The sequence below is a fragment of the Microcystis sp. LEGE 08355 genome (assembly GCF_015207185.1).
Classification (GTDB): domain Bacteria; phylum Cyanobacteriota; class Cyanobacteriia; order Cyanobacteriales; family Microcystaceae; genus Microcystis; species Microcystis panniformis.
On the sequence record NZ_JADEXI010000003.1, the window covers coordinates 1 to 22560 of the forward strand.

Annotated in this window: 18 protein-coding genes and 2 pseudogenes; 18 read left to right on the top strand and 2 right to left on the bottom strand. The window is 41.8% G+C overall.

Features of this window, described 5'->3' with window-relative positions:
• Positions 1–71: 71 nt before the first annotated feature.
• A complete protein-coding gene (locus IQ242_RS00220; RefSeq protein WP_193958599.1) occupies positions 72–950 on the bottom strand; it encodes a WYL domain-containing protein in 879 nt (292 codons plus the stop codon).
• Positions 951–1049: 99 nt separating this feature from the next.
• Between IQ242_RS00220 and cas3 (IQ242_RS00225) the strand changes: the two genes are divergently transcribed.
• The 9 genes and pseudogenes from cas3 (IQ242_RS00225) to IQ242_RS25655 all read left to right on the top strand — a co-directional run.
• A complete protein-coding gene (gene cas3, locus IQ242_RS00225; protein ID WP_193958600.1) occupies positions 1050–3215 on the top strand; it encodes a type I-D CRISPR-associated helicase Cas3' in 2166 nt (721 codons plus the stop codon).
• 170 nt (positions 3216–3385) lie between these two features.
• Positions 3386–3805 (top strand): nucleotidyltransferase domain-containing protein, encoded by a 420-nt coding sequence (locus IQ242_RS00230; RefSeq protein ID WP_193958601.1) that lies wholly within the window; start codon positions 3386–3388, stop codon positions 3803–3805.
• A gap of 90 nt (positions 3806–3895) precedes the next feature.
• Entirely contained in the window at positions 3896–4018 is a 123-nt protein-coding gene (locus IQ242_RS26605; protein WP_255520580.1) for a hypothetical protein, read from the top strand.
• A complete protein-coding gene (locus IQ242_RS00235) occupies positions 4011–4469 on the top strand; it encodes a nucleotidyltransferase domain-containing protein (protein ID WP_193958602.1) in 459 nt (152 codons plus the stop codon). Before IQ242_RS26605 ends, IQ242_RS00235 begins: the two co-directional genes overlap by 8 nt.
• A 3-nt stretch (positions 4470–4472) precedes the next feature.
• Positions 4473–4907, top strand: coding sequence for a DUF86 domain-containing protein (locus IQ242_RS00240; protein WP_002778659.1), 435 nt, complete (start codon positions 4473–4475; stop codon positions 4905–4907).
• Complete coding sequence (gene cas10d / locus IQ242_RS00245) at positions 4900–8343, top strand: type I-D CRISPR-associated protein Cas10d/Csc3 (protein ID WP_193958603.1); 3444 nt, start codon at positions 4900–4902, stop codon at positions 8341–8343. Before IQ242_RS00240 ends, cas10d begins: the two co-directional genes overlap by 8 nt.
• Positions 8344–8360: 17 nt before the next feature.
• Positions 8361–9368 carry a type I-D CRISPR-associated protein Cas7/Csc2 gene (gene cas7d, locus IQ242_RS00250; RefSeq protein ID WP_193958604.1) on the top strand — a complete coding sequence of 336 codons (1008 nt, stop codon included), beginning with the start codon at positions 8361–8363 and terminating at the stop codon, positions 9366–9368.
• Positions 9369–9423: 55 nt separating this feature from the next.
• Positions 9424–10098: a type I-D CRISPR-associated protein Cas5/Csc1 gene (cas5d, locus tag IQ242_RS00255; RefSeq protein WP_193958605.1), complete on the top strand. Its 675-nt coding sequence runs from the start codon at positions 9424–9426 to the stop codon at positions 10096–10098.
• Positions 10099–10107: 9 nt separating this feature from the next.
• Positions 10108–10182: pseudogene (locus tag IQ242_RS25655) on the top strand (Uma2 family endonuclease); the annotation flags it as partial.
• A gap of 15 nt (positions 10183–10197) precedes the next feature.
• On the opposite strand, the gene IQ242_RS00260 reads toward IQ242_RS25655, so the two are convergent.
• Positions 10198–11055, bottom strand: a complete 858-nt coding sequence (locus tag IQ242_RS00260) for a WYL domain-containing protein (RefSeq protein ID WP_193958606.1) — start codon at positions 11053–11055, stop codon at positions 10198–10200.
• 586 nt (positions 11056–11641) lie between these two features.
• On the opposite strand from IQ242_RS00260, the gene IQ242_RS00265 reads away from it, so the two are divergent.
• From IQ242_RS00265 to IQ242_RS26940, 9 genes and pseudogenes are all read left to right on the top strand, one after another.
• On the top strand, positions 11642–11806 hold the full coding sequence (locus IQ242_RS00265) for a hypothetical protein (protein WP_193958607.1): 165 nt from the start codon (positions 11642–11644) through the stop codon (positions 11804–11806).
• Positions 11807–11893: 87 nt separating this feature from the next.
• Positions 11894–14425 (top strand): hypothetical protein, encoded by a 2532-nt coding sequence (locus IQ242_RS00270; protein WP_193958608.1) that lies wholly within the window; start codon positions 11894–11896, stop codon positions 14423–14425.
• A 2-nt stretch (positions 14426–14427) separates the two neighbouring features.
• On the top strand, positions 14428–15321 hold the full coding sequence (locus IQ242_RS00275; RefSeq protein ID WP_193958609.1) for a hypothetical protein: 894 nt from the start codon (positions 14428–14430) through the stop codon (positions 15319–15321).
• 42 nt (positions 15322–15363) lie between these two features.
• Positions 15364–16149 carry a hypothetical protein gene (locus IQ242_RS00280; RefSeq protein ID WP_228020733.1) on the top strand — a complete coding sequence of 262 codons (786 nt, stop codon included), beginning with the start codon at positions 15364–15366 and terminating at the stop codon, positions 16147–16149.
• Complete coding sequence (cas3, locus tag IQ242_RS00285) at positions 16142–18865, top strand: CRISPR-associated helicase Cas3' (RefSeq protein WP_193958611.1); 2724 nt, start codon at positions 16142–16144, stop codon at positions 18863–18865. The genes IQ242_RS00280 and cas3 (IQ242_RS00285) overlap by 8 nt, the downstream gene beginning before the upstream one ends.
• Positions 18866–18912: 47 nt before the next feature.
• Positions 18913–19479, top strand: coding sequence for a Uma2 family endonuclease (locus IQ242_RS00290; protein ID WP_193958612.1), 567 nt, complete (start codon positions 18913–18915; stop codon positions 19477–19479).
• On the top strand, positions 19479–20312 hold the full coding sequence (gene cas6, locus IQ242_RS00295; protein ID WP_193958613.1) for a CRISPR-associated endoribonuclease Cas6: 834 nt from the start codon (positions 19479–19481) through the stop codon (positions 20310–20312). The genes IQ242_RS00290 and cas6 overlap by 1 nt, the downstream gene beginning before the upstream one ends.
• A gap of 188 nt (positions 20313–20500) precedes the next feature.
• Positions 20501–22249, top strand: a complete 1749-nt coding sequence (gene c2c8 / locus IQ242_RS00300) for a type V CRISPR-associated protein C2c8 (RefSeq protein WP_193958614.1) — start codon at positions 20501–20503, stop codon at positions 22247–22249.
• 123 nt (positions 22250–22372) lie between these two features.
• Positions 22373–22549 (top strand): annotated as a pseudogene (locus tag IQ242_RS26940) (type I-D CRISPR-associated endonuclease Cas1); the annotation flags it as partial.
• Positions 22550–22560 lie beyond the last annotated feature (11 nt).

Consider the following 22560-nt stretch of genomic DNA (forward strand, 5'->3'; position numbering starts at 1 on the left):
CCTATCAATCGTTTCCCCTTTTTTTAAGTTTCTTCTCTTTTTGTTAAGAAAGATCTGACTAATGGACAGCGCTAAAAACGAGGGTCTTCACCCCGACATCTGTGATAAAGCCGCTGCACCTTGTCATAAAAACGCTTGCGGACTTTTTCCGGGGAGATCAGCAAGCAATCTTCCCCGTAGGGGAGAATCTCGCGGAAAAACCAGAAGCTACTCGTTACCTGTCGGGTAATCTGCCGGACAGGGGGATCGATCGAGATCAATTCGTTGGCGATATCGATAGCGGTTTTGGTCTGGTACGATCGAGCTAATCCATCGAAGAGGTGAAACTCGGCCGAGACGCTATCAAGCTGATTGCGCCACTTTCCCCTAGGGATCGGGGTAATTAAGGAATCGTTGGGGATTCGATCGATCCGTAAACTCCAATTATGGTGTAGTTCGGAAATATCTTGATTTCCCTCGGTTTCCTCGCACCAACAATCGAGATATAACCGGTCTTCGTGACGATTGATAGCGGCATGGTAAAGATGGAATTGCCAAATTCGATCGCCGGCATCCTGATAGGATAACTGAAAGGGTTGTTGTCGGAGAATGCAGCGATCGAGTTCCCACCGCCATGGCGGGGGAGGATTATCGAGGCGGCCTTCTAGCTCTTTCCGTAAGGGGTCTGACAGTTCGCTCCGTTCTAATAGTAGTTTAGTTAGTTCTAGGGCGATGGGGATTTGTCCGGCATCGATGAGAGAATCGATCGCCTGTTTGAGCATCTGCAAGCGATCGGGCTTCCAGTCGTGATTAGGAGCGATTTTAAGCTTATTACGCGCAATTTCTTTGATTAACTTCGATATATTCGGTTTATCTCCCCAAAATAGCCCGAATTCACTGGCAAGGATTTCTAGGTCCTGTTTTTCTTTTTCACTGACCGATAAAGTGATTGATTGTCCTATCCGGCTCATAGTTTATAAATATACGGACACTTTTTCTGTTTAGGTACTTGTCCATCCCTATTATCGTGGTTATTATGGAAGATAGCAAGGAGTTACGGACAGAAATTCATGGTAAATTATCAAGTAACGCTCAGGCCAGTCTATTCCTGTCCCGCAGACGATATCCCGGACGGGATCAAGGTTCCGCAAGGATGGCGGTTATCGTGGCATCAGGTGGAGACGTGGAAAGCACTCAACGATCCCGAGATCGATGTGATTTTCAATACGGCCATGACGGGGGACGGGAAAAGTCTGGCGGCCTACCTGCGAACTTTACAAGGATATTTCCCGATTATGGGACTCTACCCAACCAACGAACTAGCGCGGGATCAGCGGGGTCAGATTGAGGCATATATTCAACGATTTCAACCAACGGATCAACCCAGGGTCAATCTTTTAACCGGTCCCGAGTTGGAATTGTACGCCGAACGGGATGGGAAAACGAAAGCGATCGCTCTAGAGACTCGATCGAAACAGTCGGAAATTCTCTTAACTAACCCCGATATTTTCCATTATCTGCATCGGGGGGCCTATTTAACCCCCTACGATAACCCCGATCAGCTATGGAACCGGATCGATAAACATTTCCATCTCTTCCTATTCGATGAATTTCACGTTTTCGGCACACCACAGGTCGCCAGTATTATCAATACCATGCTTCTAATCCGACGGGCCAATCGTGGGAAACGATACCTGTTTTTGTCCGCGACTCCCGACGAGGGTTTACTAAAACGATTGGATAAAGCGGGGTTTCGCTATCGATCGATCGACCCGGTAAGAGAAGGAAAATACCGGTTTCCCGATACCCCAGAAGAGGCCAATTCCCTCGCTCAAAGGGGATGGCGACAAGTAACCTCGGAAATCGAGCTATCTTTTATTCCCTTACCGTCGAGTTTTCAAACTTCGGAAAATTGGTTGAAAGAAAATAAAGAGCGAATTTTAGACTATTTTAAGCGATACCCCGGCAGCAAGGGCGCGATTATTCTCAATTCGATCGCTTCGGTTAAACGTCTGCTGCCGATTTTCCGAGAATTATTGGCGACTATCGGTTTAACAGTGGGGGAAAATACGGGTCTTTCGGGAACGCGGGAGAAGTTGGCATCGTTAAATCGTGATCTGGTGATCGGAACGAGTACCATCGATGTGGGGGTGGACTTCAAGATTAATTTTCTCATTTTCGAGTCGTCGGATGCGGGAAATTTTATTCAACGTTTCGGCCGTTTAGGCCGTCACAGCGGCTACGATCGAAAGGGAACGGCGGTAAAATTTGCTAACTTCACCGCGATCGCTCTGGTTCCGAAATTTTTCCTAGAACGGTTATTCGAGAAGAAAGACGCACCGTTACAAGTCGGGGAACGGTATGACCGAATTCAGCTACAGGAGGCCATCAAGAGTAACTACCGTCATATCAATAATTTCGAGGGTTATTACCAACGTTGGGGAGCGGTACAATCATTTCAACTCTGGTGGAATTTAGGGAGTCCGAAGATCAAATCCCAATACGGGGAAAGTCGCCAGAAGTTTCAACAGGAATGCGAGGAGGTTTTCGATACCAGTTTAAAACGGGTCGCCGGTCGGGTGAAAGGATGGGCCGACGAATGGAAGGAGTTATCGGGGAAAAACGGTAATCCGATTTTCGAGGATGCGTCTAGTTTTCGCGGGTCGAGTCCGTTACTATGCGGGTTATACGATTCGACGGAACCGGAGGAATGCGATCGCTTTAAAACCTACGATTTACCCAGTATTCTCGGTAATCTAGAGGTGGAGGTGTGGAGAAAAGGCGAGTTTAAGCGCCAGATCGAGGCCACGGAAACACCGATCGCGCGCAGACGTTTCGATTATTGTCTCGCGTTTCTGAATTTAAAGGGATATCGAGAGGAACGGTTAAACTGGCGCTTTACCTACGACGGCGATTTAGGCGAGATTGCCTCTGCGTGGAAAGTACAGGTTTTGACGGGAATCGGTGTTTGGCAGCCGGATAATCCTTGGCTCGATCGAATTAGTCGGGAGTTACGGGATCTGGCTCTGGTTAGCTTCGTTCTTGCCTATCCCGTCGCTGCAGTTCGCCAACGCTTACAACTGCCGATGCACTTCGGTATTTATCCGATTAGTGACGAGAGTAGTCTTCATTCTCCCGTGTCTCCCTATTCTATAGCGATCGGTCAATCGGCTTTGTTGTTGGATACTCTCGCTCATCGGTTCAAAGGTAAAGGGGGTGAGGTGTGGATCTGTTGATGCCGTTTGAGGCTACCAAGAGATGAAGGGGGCAAAGTGTACGGACACTTTTTCTGGGATTTAGTTGCTCTTTGCTTCCTCCGCGTTTGATAATAGACATAGACAGACGCTACGGACATCGATCGATATATCCATCGGATTCTTGCCATTTTTTTTGATAGGGGCTAAATATGAATAGGCTAGTAGAAAAAATTACGGCTATTGTCGAAAAACTACCGAATTTAAAACTATTAATTCTCTTCGGTTCTAGAGCGCGTGGAGAACATAGACCTGATAGCGATTGGGATTTCGCTGTTTTATACGAGGAAAGAAGCGATCAAAAGGATATTTCGAGTCTATTGAAAATTTATACACTGCTCGAACAAGCTTTAGAGATTCCCGAGGACAAAATTGATGTGATTGATTTAAAAGAATGTTCGCCGATCCTCGCTCATTATGTCGCACGGGATGGTCAACTTCTATACGAACGGGAAACGGGACTATTCGAGGTATTTAAAGAAAAATTTCTCATGAATCCTGAAGAATCGAAAGCGTTATACCGTCAATTACGGAATAATCTGGAGATTTCTCTACGAGAAAAAGGAGTGTAAATGCTATTCAACCTCTGATTGCGATAGACGAATTAAACCTCATGAATCAATACCTCGCCGAACTTAGCGAGTACGGTTCGATCACTTTAATTGAGAGAAAAAATTGATCCCGATATCGTTCATTCCTCGATCGCTAATATTTTACGAGATTATCCCCGCTACCAACGCTCGATCGTTCAATATCTAGATTCCTTGGAGGCAGAAAATGGTTAAAAATACGAAAGAATTGAAAATTATCGATACAGTCAATAGAATAACCACGACTGTGGAAAAAATACCGAATTTAAAACTATTAATTCTCTTCGGTTCTAGAGCGTGCGGAGAGCATAGACCTGATAGCGATTGGGATTTGGCAATTTCATACGATGAAGCAAACAGAGAAACACATATTAAGGAAATCAGTAATGATTACTTGACTTCTCTCTCTATCTTGAGTGAATTGTTTGAGATAAACCGTGATTCGATCGATCTAATTGAACTTGATCGCTGTTCTCCATTAATGAAGTATCAAGTCGCACGAGATGGAAAACTTATCTATGAAAAAAATACGGGAGACTTTTTAAAATTTCGTGTATGCGCTTGGAAAGAGTACGCCGATACCGCTAAATTCCGAAAGATTCAAAAAGACAGTATCGATCTTTGGCTCAAACAATGGGGGGTTTAAACGATGGAAAGAGAGATAGTCACCGTTAGAATTCGTTTAATGATCAAATATCTTAATCGATTACGGGGGTTCGAGAGCGTTACTCTATCAGAGTATTTGGACAATTTTGACTATCAACTTATGGTTGAGAGATTGATAGAATTATTGGTAGAGTCATCTTCCGATATTAATAGCTATCTTCTTTTACAATTACATAACGTAACTCCCGCTACCTATTACGATTCTTTTATAGAAGCTGGTAAAAATGGTTTAACTACCAGAGAACTAGCCGGGGAGTTGGCGAAATCATCAGGAATGCGAAATCGTTTAGTGCATCAATACGAGGCGATCGATAATGAACTTGTTTTTAAGGCGATTCCGATCGCTTTATCTCAATTTCCGCTTTATCTCAAACAAATTACCGACTATTTAGACTCTCTAGAGGTGAAAGATGCCTAAAAAACAAAAAAAATTAGAGGAAACGGGACAGTTAAATCTATTCGATAACACTACAGAAATTGACGATGAAGATCTGGATTTTGAGTTCGAGGATATTGATTTAGAATCTCTTGTTTCCGAAGATTTGGGGATTACTGAATCAGTAAGCGATCGCCGAGTCGAAACCGTTCGCCAACTGCTAACCTTAAAACTCCTGCGGGAGGCGATTCGAGCGGAAAACCCCGATGATCGAGTTATGGCAGATTTTGCCGAAATGGTATTACCCAATTTACTCCGATTAGCGATCGGTGTCACGGCAAAAGGAGGAAATTTCTTCGAGGAAATCGATCGCCGTCGGGAATTAGAGGGAAAAAGCAAAGTTCGACGGGATAATGCGGGCGATCAATCTCTCAATACTCATTTACTTAATGGTTTATTTCCCGCCAATCTCATCGAAAAACGACTAGAAAAACTCAATACTACCGTTCGACGGGTAGTAAAGGAATGCGAGCGCAGGTTGGCGATCGCTGGGTTTATTCTCCACGATTTCGAGAAATTCCGCTACTCGCTTTTTCCCGCGATGCCGGCGAAATATATCGAGATTAACGAGGACTTCGATCGAGATATCCGCAAACTATCACGAGAGGAACATCGAGAGATTTTTCAAGTATTGGTTCCCGAATTAGGATTAGATCGTTTCTTATTTTCCGATCAACCAGAAAAATGGACTGAATATCTTGATGATTTGATATATATCGCTAAAAATGCCCAGCGTCGGAATGATACCGATCGAAATACCTCTGAAGATGGGTTAAATACTCGCTTAAACAATAGCGCTCTCGAAAGTTTAACCGATCTTGCCTGTCTAGCCGATCGCCTCGCATCCATTATTAAACACCCCCACGATGCGGAAAAAGCTCCGTTACAAGACCTTTTATACAGTCTCAGCGATGGGGAACTAAAATTCACTTACCACAGCATCGCCGAAAACCGCGGGGTACTGACGAACGTACTGAATAACGCGGTGATGGAAGCACATCAAGAACTAGACTATCAGCCTTTACTTTACCTGCCTACGGGAGTTGTCTATATCGCCCCCAAAAACGCGCCAGAAGTGTCCCTAGAAACCTTACCGAATCGAGTGGTGGACACCATTAAATCCCTCTGTAGCGGCGAATTACAGCGTAAACAAACGGGATTCGGTAGAGATGGCAAGGGGATGAAATACGCAGATTACTACAGCCAATTTTTCGACGATGCCGGGTTAATGCGCGCTGCCCTCAACGCCACCCTTCGCATCCTCGGTGATAATAAAGCGTCCGTGGCCCGAAGTCGCGGCGAAAACCTGATTAAATTTCAACAACAGGGCGTTTTACCGACGGATTACGATTTTCATTGTGAAGATGATATCCGCATCGATCGCCTAGCGGAATTCGGGGACGTGGTGACGCGGAAAATCTGGGGCGATCGCCTGGAAAAAATCGAACAGGCGCGAAAATTGCAGAAAAACTTACCCGCACCGCCGGATTTAGATTTAATTAGCGAGATCGCGCATTATTGGAATCTAGAAAATTATCTGCCACAAATCCGAGCGATCAAGTGTATTAATGAATCGTTAAAAGAACTCAAACTGAAAGGCAATACGGGAGGGGTTCCCTACGAATGGTATTATCTAGCGGCGCAATACCTGAAACAGCATCCCGGAATCGAGGATATTAGACCGGTTGCAGAAGATTTAATCGCTTTTCTCGCCGCAAAAATCGCGGCCATAGTTGCGGGATATAACTTACCCGATGGTTGGGAGGATTTGCGAGAGTGGGTTAATCAAGTGGTGCAGTTACCCGGTCGGGAATTGGCCCACTCGATCGAAACCTTCCAGAAAGAATTAAACCACTACAACGCCGCTAAAAAACAAGGTCGCGGCCGTCAACTTCTCTGTTCGATCTCCCATTCTCCCTATAGTGTCAGCGAACAGATGGAATCGGCGGTTCTTTTCACTCCCCAAGTCTATACTAATAAACAAATGCTGGCAGGCTCGAACGCCAAACGAAATATTTCCAGTATCGCGGGAACGGAAATGATGTTGCGTCAGATTCTTATGAATCAAACCCAAGCGGTAGGAAAACGTTTCGAGGAGGGCAAATATCGCTATCTGTACTTTTACCCGACCTATTATTTTACTCCCGAAACCAATAGTTTTTTACAAAAAGCCTACGCTAACATCGCTCAAACTCGTTTTGATAGCTCGATAAAGTTGCACTTTGTTGATAAGAATCTGGTCGCTAACTTCGATCGAACCCGTTATCAGAGTGTCGATAGTTTCCTGATCGATGAAAAATTAAGGCAGAAAAAGGAAAGAATTAACGAGGAGGAAGATGGCAAAAAAGACCGCACTTTTAAACTATCCTATCCCGAAGATAAACCCCTAACCTTTTATTTTATGGCCCTACCCCCTGGCCGCAATCCCACCGATACGGAATCCTGGGTTATGCCAGCATGGTTAGGATTAGCTTTCCCGATGATTCTAGATGTCAAAACGGTGGTTTCTGAGTCTCCTATTCCTCCCTATCGCGACGGTGCGGAATTTGAAGAGACGGTATTTCTCGACAGTGCGCCCCAAGCGATCCGGTCCTTAACCCGATGCGATCGATTCCGTCTCGATCGAGTCTTGAACCCATGGCAAGATAATGACGGAAAAAAATATCCTGCCCCTCTAAATACCCTAACCGCAGCCTATTCTATTCATTTGGACGTAAACTCGAAGCAGGGTAAGACGGGTTATGACCCCAATTGGGGCAAATTAACGGAACTCGCTATCAATTTAGAAACCAGTCCTCTCTATGTTTTTCATTACCTTAAACAGTGGAAACGGGGCAAAGATGCCGATATACCGAGCGCTAATCGAATCGCTCTGTATCTCTACGATTTTTATCCTTGTTTCGATCCCTATGTACAAGTCAACCGAACCAATTTAACTATCGATATGACAGCAGAATCGCCCTTAAATCACCCGAAAAACTTAACCGAATTGTATCGTCAATTCTATCGAGCTAATAAACGATATAATCCGAAAGCAAACGCAGTTTTAAAACCGATCGATGTGGCCGCCGATACGATTATCAAAGGAGGAATCTATCAGGGAGAAGCCCTAGTTTCTGTAGTAGCGGCGGAAGTGGCCAGCTTAATGAATCGGGTTCATGCTTCTACAGCAGAAGGTCGCTGGATTCTATCCGATCGAGAACAGGAAAGACAGAAAATATTGTCTTTTGCTCGTTATTTTGTGATCGATGTGTTCGAGGGTTCTTTTAAGGGCGATCGAGCGCGTCTAGCTGGCAGACAATTAAACCTCATTCGCGATACCTGCGAATTTCTTTACCGTCTCGAACAGGACAGAGAAAATCAAGAGTTAAAAGCCCAGGGTCAAACTCTGGATGAAGATTCTGAAAACAATAATTAATTCAAGGAGTACCTACCATGTCTTTACTGAAAACCCTCGATTCTAAATTCTTTCATAGCGATATTCCCTACAAACCGATGGGAAAATACGTTCACTTTTTGACGATTCGAGTCACAGAATCTTATCCTTTATTTCAAACAGATGGAGAGCTAAATAAAGCTCGTGTTCGTGCGGGAATTGATAGCAAAAAAACGATTAGTCGTTTATCGATGTTTAAACGGAAGCAATCAACTCCAGAACGCCTAGTAGGTCGAGAATTACTCAGAAACTACGGATTAATTACCGCCGAAGAATGTGAGTACAATGTAAAATTTGCCATGAATAACGCCGACTGTATTATTTATGGCTTTGCCATCGGTGATTCGGGTTCAGAAAAATCGAAAGTAGTAGTAGATACGGCTTTTTCGATCACACCCTTTGATGAATCCCATGAAAGTTTTACTTTGAACGCTCTCTACGAGAATGGTACTATGGCATCGAAGGGAGAAAATAACACAAAAGTAGGGGAAGTGACTAGCCGAATTAACCAACAGGATCACATCCGTCCGCAGGTGTTTTTCCCTAGTATTGTCACCCTAAAAGATCCGACAGAAGCGAGTTTTCTCTACGTTTTTAATAACATCCTGCGTACCCGTCACTACGGCGCACAAACCACCCGGACGGGACGGGTAAGAAATGAGCTTATCGGTGTTATTTTTGCCGATGGGGAAATTGTTAGTAATTTGCGCTGGACACAGGCAATATATGATCGCCTTCCCGACGAAGTATTACACTCGATCGATCCCTTAGACGAGGATTTAGTTATGGAAAAAGCCACCGAAGCAATACAAGCATTAATGGCGGAAGAATTTATCGTTCATACCGATTTTATTGGGGAAAATTTTCAACCTTTATTAACCGAGGTGAAAACTCTCACGGGTACGGAAGCAGGAATTTTATCGATCTTGAACCAAGCGGATAAAGAAGCGAAAGACTACGCTAAGAAACATATCGCCGAGAAAAAACCAGCCGCTAAAAAACCGTAAATTTCAGTAGGGTGAGTAATTTCTCACCCTATATCCTCGCAATTTTTAAAGAGTTATGGTACATATTTATTCCTGTCAATTAGAACTGCACGATAATCTTTATTACGCAACCCGTGAAATCGGCAGACTCTACGAAAGCGAACCCGTAATTCATAATTACGCGCTCTGTTATGCTTTGGGATTGGTAAATAGCGATAGTTATCGTTACTTCTGTTCCGAACAGATTCCCCAGTACCAAGAACATTTAAATCCTCTTAACGAAGAGAAAATTTATGTCACTCCCGCACGGGCGATCGTTCATACGGCGGTTCTCAATACTTGGAAATATGCCAATAATAACTATCATGTGGAGATGGAAAAAACCCAGAAAAATATTCCCAGTTTTGGCAGAGCCAAAGAAATCGCTCCCGAAAGTGTTTTTGAATGTTTTATCATTTCCCATCACCTCCTACAACTTCCTAAATGGATTCGTTTGGGAAAATGGATGAGTAAAGCGGAAGTAAAACTGACAGAACTTTTCCTATCAAAACAAAAAGAGGATTTATTTATTTATCCCTATCCTTTAAATCCTCTCGATGTTATGTTTACCCATCAGGTGATTGGCTACGACGTGATCAATATGCCACCGGTTAGTTTAATCCGTAATGTACGAATGCGCGGGGAATATTACCAAATAAGCGATCGTCCCGATCTGAAAATTCCCGCTCGATTGTCCTATCGCTTCGGTTGAAAATTGACCATGACTCTTATCTCTTCTAAACCCCTCACTTTACCGGAATTTTTCTCACTAACCGCTCCCGAGGGCGATATTACCGTCGCATCGCACATTTTACCCCGATTCGTACTGTTGACGAGATTTAAATAAAATTTGTTTGATCCGGTTGCGTAATGGCTCTGGTGTAAGTACAATACAGCGATCTCCGTAGGGTAAAATCTCCCGAATTAACCAAAAAGGACTAGAGACTTTACGGGTTATAATCCTTTTTCCGTTTACCTCTCGGTCGTCGATATCCCTTGTGTTCCTTTCATAGGCCTTCACGAGGTCTTTTTCTAATTGTAATTGTACTTCTATAAAATCGAGACTGTCTCGCCATGGTTCTTCGATCGGAATCAAGCTTTGAATACGAGAGAATTTAAGACAGCGATTGTGAACAAGCTCGGGAAAGTCTCGCTGATCTTCTTCTGGCAGGTCAACCGTTTCCTCACACCAGATCTCTAGATAGAATTCTTTTTCCCGAAACATGATCTCGGCAGAGCGAACGGTAAATTCTAGGGTCTGTCCCTGAGAATTTTTGTACATTACCCGAAAAGCTTGCCGGTCATGGATATAGCGCTCCACCGTGAGCCGCCAATCGCGATCGTACTGACTCACCTGTTCGGAAATCTCCCGACGCTCTTGAGGGGAGAGATTTCCCTTCTCTAAAAGAAAATTAGAAAGAGTCTGGGCCTGTTCGATGTTACCCGATCGCACCAGACGGTCGATCGCTTCCTTGATCGCTTCGACCCGCTTTGCCGAGAGGGTAAAAGGTTCACCGATCTCCAGTTCTCCTTCGGCGATGGCGGCGATTAGACCTGACGGACTAGGACTTTTCCCCCAAAAGATGTTAAAGCGTCGGGCGATCGCCTCTAGCTTCTCCTTCGTGCCGGGAGGGATTGACAGTGTAATTGTTTCTTTTTTGCGGTTCACCTGAAAAATGTACTTGTAATTTTAGAATATTTGTGCTACGATGCCTATATTGTAATGATAAATGAGATCAAAAAGCTATGGTAAGAGGAAATGAGGGGGATATACCACTGACGATGGTTCTGCGTCCGTGTAACCTTTTGTCGGGAACTCGGAAAATATTGATCAGCATGGTGTCACCGCCACATCGTTGTGGGGAGTTCAGGCGATCTAAAACGGCAGATATTTGGAGTGAACAAAAGGAGACAGAGTAGCATGGACAACCTCATAGACAAAGATCGCATATTGCCCTGTCTGGTTTCCATCCCTAATAGGGATTCGATGAAAAGGCTAAACAGTAGCCTCACGACTTGTCAGGTTTCAATCCCTCTTAGTATCAGGGGTTCAGTGATCGATCATCTTACCATGATATGCTTAAGAGAATGATTTGCTTTTCCTGCCTCAGACTTGTCAGGACGTAAACAGTGAGCTATATTAAAAGAAGCCGTTTTGGGGTCGGCTATCTATAGAAAAATTTATGTACTTGCATTATAGCAAAGCTGACCCCAGATGGATACCCACCTCAATCAAAATAAAATGGAGGTCAGTAATGCCTGCTTTTGACGAGATTTGCCAGCAAATCGAGCGTTGTCAAGACCAAATCGAGCGTTTTCCAGACCAATCGGAGCTTCTTCAGTGCCAAATCAAAGAACTGAGGCAGTCTCCAGTCTTGGATTCTGAAGGAGAAGTCAGAATTTTCGCTGATTTAACCTAGAATCCCAGCAATAACGCCCCTAGAGAGCGGAAGTAGGCACTTTTCAGCCTACTTCCTCAAGATAAGAAATCAAGGAAGGACAGCACTATGTCGATTAAACAACTTTCACTTTTCGAGAATGTTCCTCCAGCGCAAGATACAAAAGCGGTTACGACTTCGGAAGAGATTAGCGAACTTGAAATTACTATCTTATTGAGTGCTTTGACCGCAAATGCGATCGCTCAAACCGACTCGACATTGATTTCCGCTTTAGCTGACGATCCAAGAGCGATAGCGATCGCCAAAACTTTTGATCGTCCTAAATTGGTTAGACAGTTACGACTTTCTCAACCTCAAAAAGAAAGCGAGTTCATTAAACCCACGTTTCAAGGGAATCAAGTTTTTTATCGAGAACGAGAGATAGGTGAAATACAGCTTGTGTACAAATCACCGTCACCGGGAGAGCTACAAGCAAAATTAACTCATGAAAGCACGATTGATCGGTTTTTAGAGTTTTTGCAAAAAAAATATCAGATTGTTTCCCTGCATGAAAGTAATTACCATGTGCAGATTTTTATTCCACAAACTCAACAATCACATAATATAGAGGAGCTTTGGATAGAATTTATCACGAAAGTTATTTTTTCTATCTATGGTGATTTTCAATATCAGCTATCAGGATTAATGCAAACTTTTATCACAATGCTAAAAAGTGTTACCTTAGCGGGACGAGGTTTTAGCACCCTAGAAATTCCGATAATTACCAGAGATCAAGCCAAGGTGTTAGCGGCTTTTTATTTAGCTATTTTCGAGCAAGTAAAGGATCGCCAAGAGAAGCGTGAGACTGAGATCGTTCAACTTATTGAGAAAATTAAATCCGAAGAACTTAACTCGAAAGATTTAGAGTCCACTGAAAAGAAGCTAAAAAGCAAGCAGGAAATGCAAGCTAAAGAGTTTAATAAATATAGAGATTATTTTCAGAAAGTTTTGTCTAAATTATTAGATGAGCAACGAGCTATTTATCATGAGATAAGAACCCTTGACGAGCAATTGAAAAAAACTGGTTTGTCAAAAGCTCAAGTTAGCAAATTACAGAAGCAAAAGCATAAAATAGAGTCACAAATTATTTTTCAGGAAGGATCGATCGAGGAAAAGCAGAGATTTCTAGAAGAATCGGACGGAAATCCGTTTGAGTTTATAGAAAAACAAAAACAAACAGATCTATTGAAGCCAATTCAGGCGATCGCTAAATCTTTTAACAAAACGGCCACAGAACAAATTAACTCGACTCGTGGCGATATTTTCACTCAATGTATATTAGAGATGTATCGTTTGTTAGAAAATCCAAAACTCGAAACCATTCCAGAACCGCTTTTAACGATTAACCCAAAAATTTTAGCAGCAAGGACAGCGGGAGACGATGGTAAAGATTTTTGTTACTCTTGCGGAGTAACTTTAGATGCTAAAACTGTGCGATGGAGAGTAGCTAGATTTATGTTCGAGCGACCGTCTCAACGTCGTCAATCATCCTCTAGTGAAGATAGACCTTTCATTTGCTCTTCTTGTTCTGTATTATCGTTTGCCTCCCCCTTAAAAGTAACGGATGATAGTATTATCTTACGACTTGAATCTCAAGATGATAGAGGTGTAATGAAAGTTAAAATCAAAGACTACTTGCGAATGCTAACCAATAAAGAAGTACATTTATCTTCGGGTTGTTACATTGCCCTAACTTCTGAAAAAACAATCACAGGAGATACCGCTTCAAAAAAACTAGGACAGTTTCAATATGCTTTAGCAAAAGTTGCCTCGATTTTCCCCTTAGATGTTATTAAAGATTTTAAATTTGTTCTTCAGCTTCAAAGAACAGAAAAAGTTTTAGTAAGCCGTCAATTAATATTTATTAAAGGTTTGATAGAAGGTTATGATCAATCAATTATCGTCAATGGGAAAGATATTAACCTTAAACTAGGAGATGCGATTCGTTATGTACAACAAGATTCACCCTACTTAGCAGACTATACATTACTTAAAGCTTCCAGTATTTCTGACCGCTTATTATTGGAACGAGTTAGGGAACAATATTTGCAAACCATCATCCAAGATATTCAAGGAGAAACTATGACTATCGATTCACTTTGGAAACGCGCAAAATTATATGAAGACGTGGCCGCCTTGACAGGATTAACTTACGCTTTTGCCCAATCTTTAGAAAGTACTGCTAAAAAATTAATGAAGCCAGAAGATGCAGAACGTGAGGTAAGTAAATTAATAGAAAAAGTAGATGATCCTGTTGCTTTTAGTTATTATGCGACATTAGGAGATGAAAAGAAAATTAGTGTTCAAGCAAGGCTATATCACAATCCTGACAATTACTTTATCTACGAACAAGCAAAAAAAATGCTAGAAAATAAGCTAGAAATCACTAATAGAGAAGAAGTTGATAATTCTGGTAAAAAATGGCTGGTTTTTTATGCTGACGACATCACCAAATCTTATGCCTATTTTGCTAATCCTGATCAAGTAGGTAATTATGCGCAAGAAAAAGAGTGGAAAAATTTAACTTATAATCTCAAACTTTCTCTTTATACGCGGTTTCCTGAATTGGTTCGTAAACTTTCATCTAAAGGAGATAAATAACGATGGCTACCGAATCTAAAGTGACGACTGGACTACCTAAGACTGATGCTAATAAACCTAGATTGCATTTTGATATTTATGCCATTCTCGAAGGCTCTCAAGAGCTTTACCTAGGACATGAAGTACAGGTTAATGTTAACTTAGTTGAAATCGTTAAACTGAGTACAAAAGATGGTAAAGAAATTGAAAAATGTTATATTTCTCCGACCAAACGGCGAGGAGTTGAACGACGTTGTTTACTATGGTCTCCTGTGAAAAGTGGAGAGCTGCTAGGAGATAAACAAAACTGCGGAATCCCGAAAACCTGTGCTGAACCCACTTGTCCGATTTGTGCTACATTTGGCGCACTCGATCCAGGAAAACGGACTTTAATCGGTCGGGTAACTCATGGTGGAGGTGTTGCCATACAAGAGATTTACCCGGTCGAAAAACAACGAGCAATGCACCCCGCTTTATTGGTCAATCGAAATGATGAAACTCCCACACCTTTTAGACGAGAATACAATCAACCCGGCATTCTCTATCCCGTTTATAACCACGCTCTGAGTATCACCGATCAAGACTTTTCATCTGTCGCTTATGCTTTCTTAGATTCATTACCTCGCATAGGTTCAGGAAATCCGAAAGGAATTGCTATCGCGGAAACGGACGATCGTACCCCGCTTCTGGTTTTGGATAGATATTTATCTCCTAGAGGGAAGCGTCCAATCGTTTCTCCCTCGGAAACCGACCCGCAAAAGGCGATCAATGATTTCCTTTATTTGGCACTGTATCCTGAAACTAATTTCACTAATCATATTCAAGAAGCGCACTTCGATCGCTGGATAGGCAATGAAGCGTTAGCCAAATTGCAAGAATACTCCGCAATATTCGTCGATACAGTTTTACAAGCATAAATCATGTATTGCCTGACCTTTAAGATTATCCCAACGGCGGCGATGACATTTCGCATACTGCCTGGATCGATTCTCAATATCGCCACCTATCCCTTCGTCCCACCGACTACTTTTTCTGGGTTTCTCCGACGGATAGTAATGTTAAGCGAGGGATTAGATATCCCTGAAACCAGCATTAACAAGGAAAATCCGCCTTATTTCACCCTACCTCGTCAGCATATAGCGTTAGGAGCCTATCCAGTCCTAGATAAATGGTCTGGAGTCCATCGTACTCATCGCAAAGGAACTCGATCGTTTAACCATGATGTTTTTTCTAGACTATACATTGATGGCGATCGAGAAAACTTTCAGTTACACACTTGGGAATATTTTATCGCTGAGGAGTTAATCGGCTATGTTGTAAGCGAATCTAAGTCCAGTCTAGAGGCATTTTCTAGCCTACAAGGAGTCGGATGTAAAATTGGTAAGGAAGGATTTGCGGTGATTGACGAGGTATCTGAATCTATACGACTCCAAAGAAAGATTCTTTCCGCTCACCCGTCAACTGTTGTTCCCATGGAAGCTTTAATACAGCGAAATCCTTGTATCAATCGTTGTGATATTTATAATCTCTATCGTCATGAATGGTCAGCAGATCAGACTCAAGATGAGGATAAGGGATTGTTTGACACAGAGCGATCGCCTATTAATGGTTTTATCCCCTTTGTTGCCGCTTACTATCCCGAAAAAGCCAATCCTTTACCCACTTTAGATTTCTATACGGATGGAAATCTTCAGATTCCTGTAGCACTCGTGGAACTTTTACAAGGAGAATCAATTAATGTCTAAATCTAACCCTCAACCTTTTTTCAAATTCGGCCGCGTGTTTTTTTCAGGCGAACCTACAATTGCCCCTGATAAAATTCTTTTTCAACCCCTGGGTAATCATGTAGGTAATGTTAGACAATTAGCCAGAAAATGGCAAGATGACAACTTTTCTCTAGAACGAGTTATTGAAGGAATCAATTTACACGACAAAGCTAAACCACAAACCTTCAAAATTCGCGTTGAAACTAATAAACGGGGAGAGTTTACAAAATATACTTATTCATTTAAAGGGCATCGATTTAAAGTAGATGAACCACAAAATCTTTGGGTGCAGGCTCTAGCGAGAGGACATCATGACTATTCAACTAAGGAAATTATCAAGGATACCTATCAATTAAAAAAAGATCCTAAATATCAGAAGATTTTCTCTAAAGACCCCTTACAATACGCCAAAGAACTTTATATTTTGGAAATGTGCGATCAAATTGAAGCGGAATTAGCTTGTCGTGTCATTGGAGACGACGAACAGGCAAAATCTCGCACATTTATGGATTTTACAATAACTAAAGGTACATCCGAAGATAGCAACCACCGTGTTTTTTATCTCGATCCCTATCCTTTTAAAGAACCAACTATCACTTTAAATTTTCGTTCGTGGACCTATAACTTGTCAGACGAGGATAAAAATCAACTCCAACAATTACACGAAAACGGAAAAGATAAGGAATTAGGAGGTAAATTGAATACTCTTGTTAAAGAGTGGTGGAAAAAAAGCGAACATACAATCAGTGAAGATAGAGCAATTACTGCCATTATCAAACCTGATAATTCAAACACTTATTCCCCATCAGAAAAATCAGAAAATGCAATTTTGTGGTGGTATAGAGAATTAGCGAATTTTCAACCTAATCCAATGCAGGAGGAAGTGTTTCAAACGATTGTTAAAAACAAACATCCAGCTTTTATACTTAAAGCTCCTACAGGAGTAGGAAAATTTGAAGCGATTATTATTCCCTTTTTAGCTATGCTATCTACAAAAGAAGATAGACCTCGCCTGATTATACCCCTACCTGCACGAAGTTTGTTAGAAGATCAAAAACAGAGATGCGAGAAATATTTAAAACAATTTTCACTCCTACACAAAGGACGTGAAGTGTCTTTGGTGATAGATACAGGAACCGAAATGAATCGATATGTTTATCTAGATGGAGAAATTAAATCTAGCAATAATTCTCGAAGACATTTATACAAAGGAGATATTATTTTAACAACGATAGATAAATTTATATATCGATACTTTGGCTATGGTGATAAGCAGAAATCATTCATCTTTCCCTATCGAATTCACCATGGTAATACACTGATTTGTTTTGATGAAGCTCATACCTATGATGATATTTCGTTTACTAACTTTTGCAGTTTGGTTAAAGCTTTGTATGAAGCAGGACGCTCGCTTGTTTTAATGACGGCAACTTTATCACAAAATCATCTGGAAAGATTCGATTATCTTGCGGATAACATGATCGATTATATTGATGTTCAGGACAATCTAGAGAAGCTAAATAATTTTTATCAGCAAATTTTGAAGCAAGACTATTCTAATTTAAAACAGTTTGAATGGGTTGATGATATTGTTTATGATGTAAAAGAGCCAACAAATTTACAACAAAAGTTGACCTCAATAGCACTTGAAGAATGGAACTCTACCCCAAGCCATCGTATCATCGTTTCTGTAGAAACTGTTAAAGATGCGATAGCAATTTATGAAAAAATAAAACAGAAATTAAACATTAAATCTTCAGAACAAAATGAATTTTTATTTCTCTACCATGGTCGTTTGTCAGATATTCCCAAAACTTCCCATTATTCTCGCACCAATCTTTATAAAAGATTAAAAGAGAGAGATGAAAATGACCAAGCTTATATTCTGGTTACTACCAGTGCGATCGAAGTTGGTTGTGATTTAAATAGTACCCGTTTGATTACTCAACTGTGTAACCCAGAAAGTTTAATTCAACGAGCGGGACGTTGCAATCGTAAAGGTAATGTTGAAGATGCAAAAATCATTGTTATTGGCAATAATATTCCTGAATTTATTAATACTTTAAGCGAGGCAGAGCTAGAGGATTATAAAACAATTCTTAAGGGTTTGCACGCTCGAAACTTTGATCCGAAAGCGATCATGAATTGTGTTTCTACAAAACAGAAAATTGATGATTATCGAGTTGTTGAGCTTTTTTCCCTGTTGCAAGACTATGTTTATAATGCCGATCTCACTTGTCAATCTGCTCATGAAAAAGGATTAGTAATCACCCGTAGCTGGACTCCATCCGTTACCTTGGTATATGATGACGGTAAGCAGGGTGATAGTTTAGAAAAAATTGTCAAAGAATCTCCTCAAATTCAAGTCCCCATTGATCGTTTAATCAATAATGAAGGAAATTACACAAATCAATACGCTAATGTGTCTGTGTACGAATGGATTTACGACAAGGAAGAAACTCGATATAAGTTAGAACCTTTAAAATATCGGGGATGTGCATACAGTAAAGACATGGTGATCAAAGTCTGTGCAGTTCAGGAGGGAGCCATATATGATCATGAATTAGGGTTTAAAGACTTGCCTAGAGTTTTTATTAAATGCAGATCAAATGGCTATCAAGAAAGACTTCAGTATAACCCCACAAAGGATAGATCAGTAGTTATTAACTACACTAAGGCTCTAACACAAGATTGATTTTTATCTGGCGCGGGATATGTTCACTACACTAGAAACTATATACCATGACTCTTATCTCTTCTAAATCCCTCACTTTACGGGAATTTTTCTCGCTAACCGATCCCGATGGCGATATTACCTATGAATTAGTCGATGGAGAAGCTATCCAGAAAATGTCACCGAAATTCTTTCATTCTCGTTTAACTCTGGCTTTATCTTCTATACTCGATCGCTGGAATCAAGGACGGGGAGAAGTGGGAATCGAATGGGCGATCATTCTCAGCAAAAACGATCGAGATTGGTGTCCCGTTCCCGATCTTCTCTACATTTCCCCGCAAAGGTTAGGAGATATTCCCCTCACCGATGAAGCTTGTCCCGTTCCCCCGGAATTAGTCATCGAAATTATTTCTCCGGAACAATCCTTCAGCAGCCTGAGCGAAAAAGCCGTGGACTACCTAAAAGCGGGAGTCAGTCGCGTCTGGATCGTCGATCCCCGGGCCAAGCAGATCACAATTTTCTATCCCGACGCACCCCCGGCGATTAAAAAAGGCGATGACGAGATGAGCGATATTCTCCTCCCCGATTTAACCCTAACCCCCAGACAAATTTTTGCCAAGGCCCGATTAAGTTAATGCCCTACAGTCTCGTTCTCAATCTCACACCCCGATCGCCGATCTATCCGAATTTTCTCACCGGACGACACCTTCACGCGCTATTCCTTACCCTTGTCAGTAGTGTTGATCAGGAATTAGGGAAAATTCTACACGCAGCCGAGGCAGATAAAGCTTTTACCTTATCGCCACTACAGATGCAATCCGGGGGAAAAACGATAAATTCCCCGCAGTGGCGATACGAACGGCCAATCGCCCCCGAAACTCCCTGCTGGTGGCGGATTTCTCTGCTCGATGACCGATTATTCGGTAAATTAACCTCGCTCTGGTTGAATCTCAATCCAAAACACCCCTGGCATCTCGGTTCCGCCGATCTGGTTATCACTAGCGTCCTCGCCACCCCACAATCGGTTCAACCCTGGGCGAACTCTTGTACTTATCAATACCTGTATGAAAACGCCTCGGAAACGAATCGGGAATTTGATTTCCTTTTCGCCACCCCCGTCACCTTCCGGCAGGGAAAATTCGATAGTGCCTTACCGACGCGGGAACTGGTGTTTAATAGCCTTCTCAATCGTTGGAATCGCTATAGCGCTATCCCCTTCGATTCCATCGCCCTAGAGTCGATTTTCCCCAGTTTCTTCGATATTCAAACGAAATTAGCCGACGAAGCCTATAAAAACCATTCGATCGGTTGTGTGGGCGAGATTCACTATCGTCTTTTGGGAGAGGTGGAACCCGCAAAGATTAAAGCGATTAATGTACTGGCGGATTTTGCCCTCTATGCGGGAGTGGGACGGAAAACCACCATGGGGATGGGGATGACTCGCAGAATTGCTAAGGAGAAAAGATAGCTATGGATGAATCTGATTACATACCGATCACCGCCCTCAACGTCGGTTTTAGTCCTTTTCGTCTTCTGGAAATAGTTTTCAAGCATTTTTAACTCGTTCATAGGCCTTGCCCTTAGAATGCAGAATTTGTTATTTGACATAGCTCTAAACTAAAGCTAGTATAAAAGTATTTGATTTTTGAGCCTAACATGAAAGTCCTAGAGTTTAAAATTCATCCCACCGAAGAACAGGTCAGCAAAATTGATCAGTCTTTGGCTGCGTGTAAGTTGCTCTGGAATCTTTCGATCGCACTTAAGGAAGAATCAAAACAAAGATATTATCGCAAAAAACATAAATTTGATGAGTTTAGCCCTGAAATATGGGGGTTAAGTTATTCTGGGGATTACGACGAAAAAGAGTTTAAAACCCTTAAAGATAAAGAGAAAAAGCTTTTAATCGGCAATCCTTGCTGTAAAATCGCCTATTTTAAAAAGACAAGTAACGGAAAAGAATACACTCCTTTAAATTCTATTCCTATTCGTCGTTTTATGAATGCCGAAAATATTGACAAGGATGCTGTTAATTATCTCAACAGAAAGAAACTTGCTTTTTACTTTCGAGAAAATACGGCAAAATTTATCGGTGAAATTGAAACAGAGTTTAAAAAAGGCTTTTTTAAAAGTGTGATTAAAACCGCTTATGATGCCGCTAAAAAAGGCATTCGGGGGATTCCCAGATTCAAAGGAAGACGGGATAAAGTGGAGACTCTTGTTAATGGTCAACCTGATACTATAAAAATTAAATCTAATGGGGTTATCGTTTCTTCAAAGATAGGATTATTAAAAGTGCGGGGACTCGATCGATTGCAAGGGAAAGCTCCCCGAATGGCTAAAATTACTCGTAAAGCGACGGGATATTATCTACAGTTAACCGTTGAAACTGACGACACGATCTACAAAGAATCCGACAAGTGTGTCGGGTTAGATATGGGTGCTGTGGCAATATTTACCGATGACTTAGGGAGACAATCAGAAGCTAAACGCTACGCAAAAATTCAGAAAAAGCGACTTAACCGATTACAGCGTCAAGCTTCTAGACAAAAAGATGGCTCTAATAATCAGCGTAAAACCTACGCTAAACTTGCTCGTGTTCACGAGAAAATTGCTCGTCAGCGAAAAGGGAGAAATGCTCAATTAGCCCATAAAATAACCAGCGAATATCAATCAGTTATTTTAGAAGATTTAAAACTAAAAAACATGACAGCCGCCGCAAAACCTAAAGAAAGAGAAGACGGCGATGGTTATAAACAAAATGGCAAAAAAAGAAAATCTGGATTAAACAAAGTATTACTTGATAATGCTATTGGTCAACTTCGCACATTTATTGAAAATAAAGCTAACGAACGTGGCAGAAAAATAATCCGAGTTAATCCTAAACATACTTCACAAACTTGTCCCAATTGTGGTAATATTGATAAAGCTAACCGTGCCAGTCAATCGAAGTTTAAATGTGTTAGCTGTGGTTACGAAGCCCACGCCGATCAGAATGCCGCCGCAAATATTTTGATCCGTGGCTTACGAGATGAGTTTTTAAGAGCGATTAGCTCTTTAATCAAGTTTCCTGTCTCTATGATTGGAAAATACCTCGGTTTAGCGAGGGAATTTACGCCTGATCTTGATGCGAATCAAGAGTTTATCGGAGACGCGCCGATAGAGAATGCCGACCGCTCGACCAGTAAGCAGATGAAGCAGGAAGGGAATCGCATACCCACTCAGTCCGAGAATGGCTCGCAATCCCTTATTTTTCTTTCCGCCCCACCTCAGCCGTGCGGGGATAGCCACGGCAAAAACAAACCAAAAGCCTTATCTGATAAGGTATCCAAGCGAAAGCCTAAAAAATCGCGGGGCGCAATCCCCGAAAACCCTGACCAGCTTACGATCTGGGATTTACTAGACTGATTTTTTGGAATGAGCAGAACCTTGAAAACTGAATTTTAGCGAATGGGGCGCAATCCTTACCCGAAACCCTTTTACATCAAGGGCTAAAGGAAGATGGGAAGCAATTAAGCTTAAGCCTTACTAAGGATTGAAACACAGATTTTCCTGCGCTTGTACGAACAGAAGAAACAATCGAAGTTTAAGCATCCAGTAATGGGTAAACAGTGTACTTATCAAGAAGCTTTCGAGATTCAGGCCCGACTAATGGCGAAATATCTGATGGATGAGACGGATAAGTATCCACCTTTGATTTTAAAGTAGGTAGAGGCGGT

What these genes read in the sequence shown, in the direction of transcription:
- IQ242_RS00220 (WP_193958599.1), bottom strand. Translation starts at nt 950, where the DNA reads ATGAGCCGGATAGGACAATCAATCACTTTATCGGTCAGTGAAAAAGAA.
- cas3 (WP_193958600.1), top strand. Translation starts at nt 1,050, where the DNA reads ATGGTAAATTATCAAGTAACGCTCAGGCCAGTCTATTCCTGTCCCGCA.
- IQ242_RS00230 (WP_193958601.1), top strand. Translation starts at nt 3,386, where the DNA reads ATGAATAGGCTAGTAGAAAAAATTACGGCTATTGTCGAAAAACTACCG.
- IQ242_RS00235 (WP_193958602.1), top strand. Translation starts at nt 4,011, where the DNA reads ATGGTTAAAAATACGAAAGAATTGAAAATTATCGATACAGTCAATAGA.
- IQ242_RS00240 (WP_002778659.1), top strand. Translation starts at nt 4,473, where the DNA reads ATGGAAAGAGAGATAGTCACCGTTAGAATTCGTTTAATGATCAAATAT.
- cas10d (WP_193958603.1), top strand. Translation starts at nt 4,900, where the DNA reads ATGCCTAAAAAACAAAAAAAATTAGAGGAAACGGGACAGTTAAATCTA.
- cas7d (WP_193958604.1), top strand. Translation starts at nt 8,361, where the DNA reads ATGTCTTTACTGAAAACCCTCGATTCTAAATTCTTTCATAGCGATATT.
- cas5d (WP_193958605.1), top strand. Translation starts at nt 9,424, where the DNA reads ATGGTACATATTTATTCCTGTCAATTAGAACTGCACGATAATCTTTAT.
- IQ242_RS00265 (WP_193958607.1), top strand. Translation starts at nt 11,642, where the DNA reads ATGCCTGCTTTTGACGAGATTTGCCAGCAAATCGAGCGTTGTCAAGAC.
- IQ242_RS00270 (WP_193958608.1), top strand. Translation starts at nt 11,894, where the DNA reads ATGTCGATTAAACAACTTTCACTTTTCGAGAATGTTCCTCCAGCGCAA.
- IQ242_RS00275 (WP_193958609.1), top strand. Translation starts at nt 14,428, where the DNA reads ATGGCTACCGAATCTAAAGTGACGACTGGACTACCTAAGACTGATGCT.
- IQ242_RS00280 (WP_228020733.1), top strand. Translation starts at nt 15,364, where the DNA reads ATGACATTTCGCATACTGCCTGGATCGATTCTCAATATCGCCACCTAT.
- cas3 (WP_193958611.1), top strand. Translation starts at nt 16,142, where the DNA reads ATGTCTAAATCTAACCCTCAACCTTTTTTCAAATTCGGCCGCGTGTTT.
- IQ242_RS00290 (WP_193958612.1), top strand. Translation starts at nt 18,913, where the DNA reads ATGACTCTTATCTCTTCTAAATCCCTCACTTTACGGGAATTTTTCTCG.
- cas6 (WP_193958613.1), top strand. Translation starts at nt 19,479, where the DNA reads ATGCCCTACAGTCTCGTTCTCAATCTCACACCCCGATCGCCGATCTAT.
- c2c8 (WP_193958614.1), top strand. Translation starts at nt 20,501, where the DNA reads ATGAAAGTCCTAGAGTTTAAAATTCATCCCACCGAAGAACAGGTCAGC.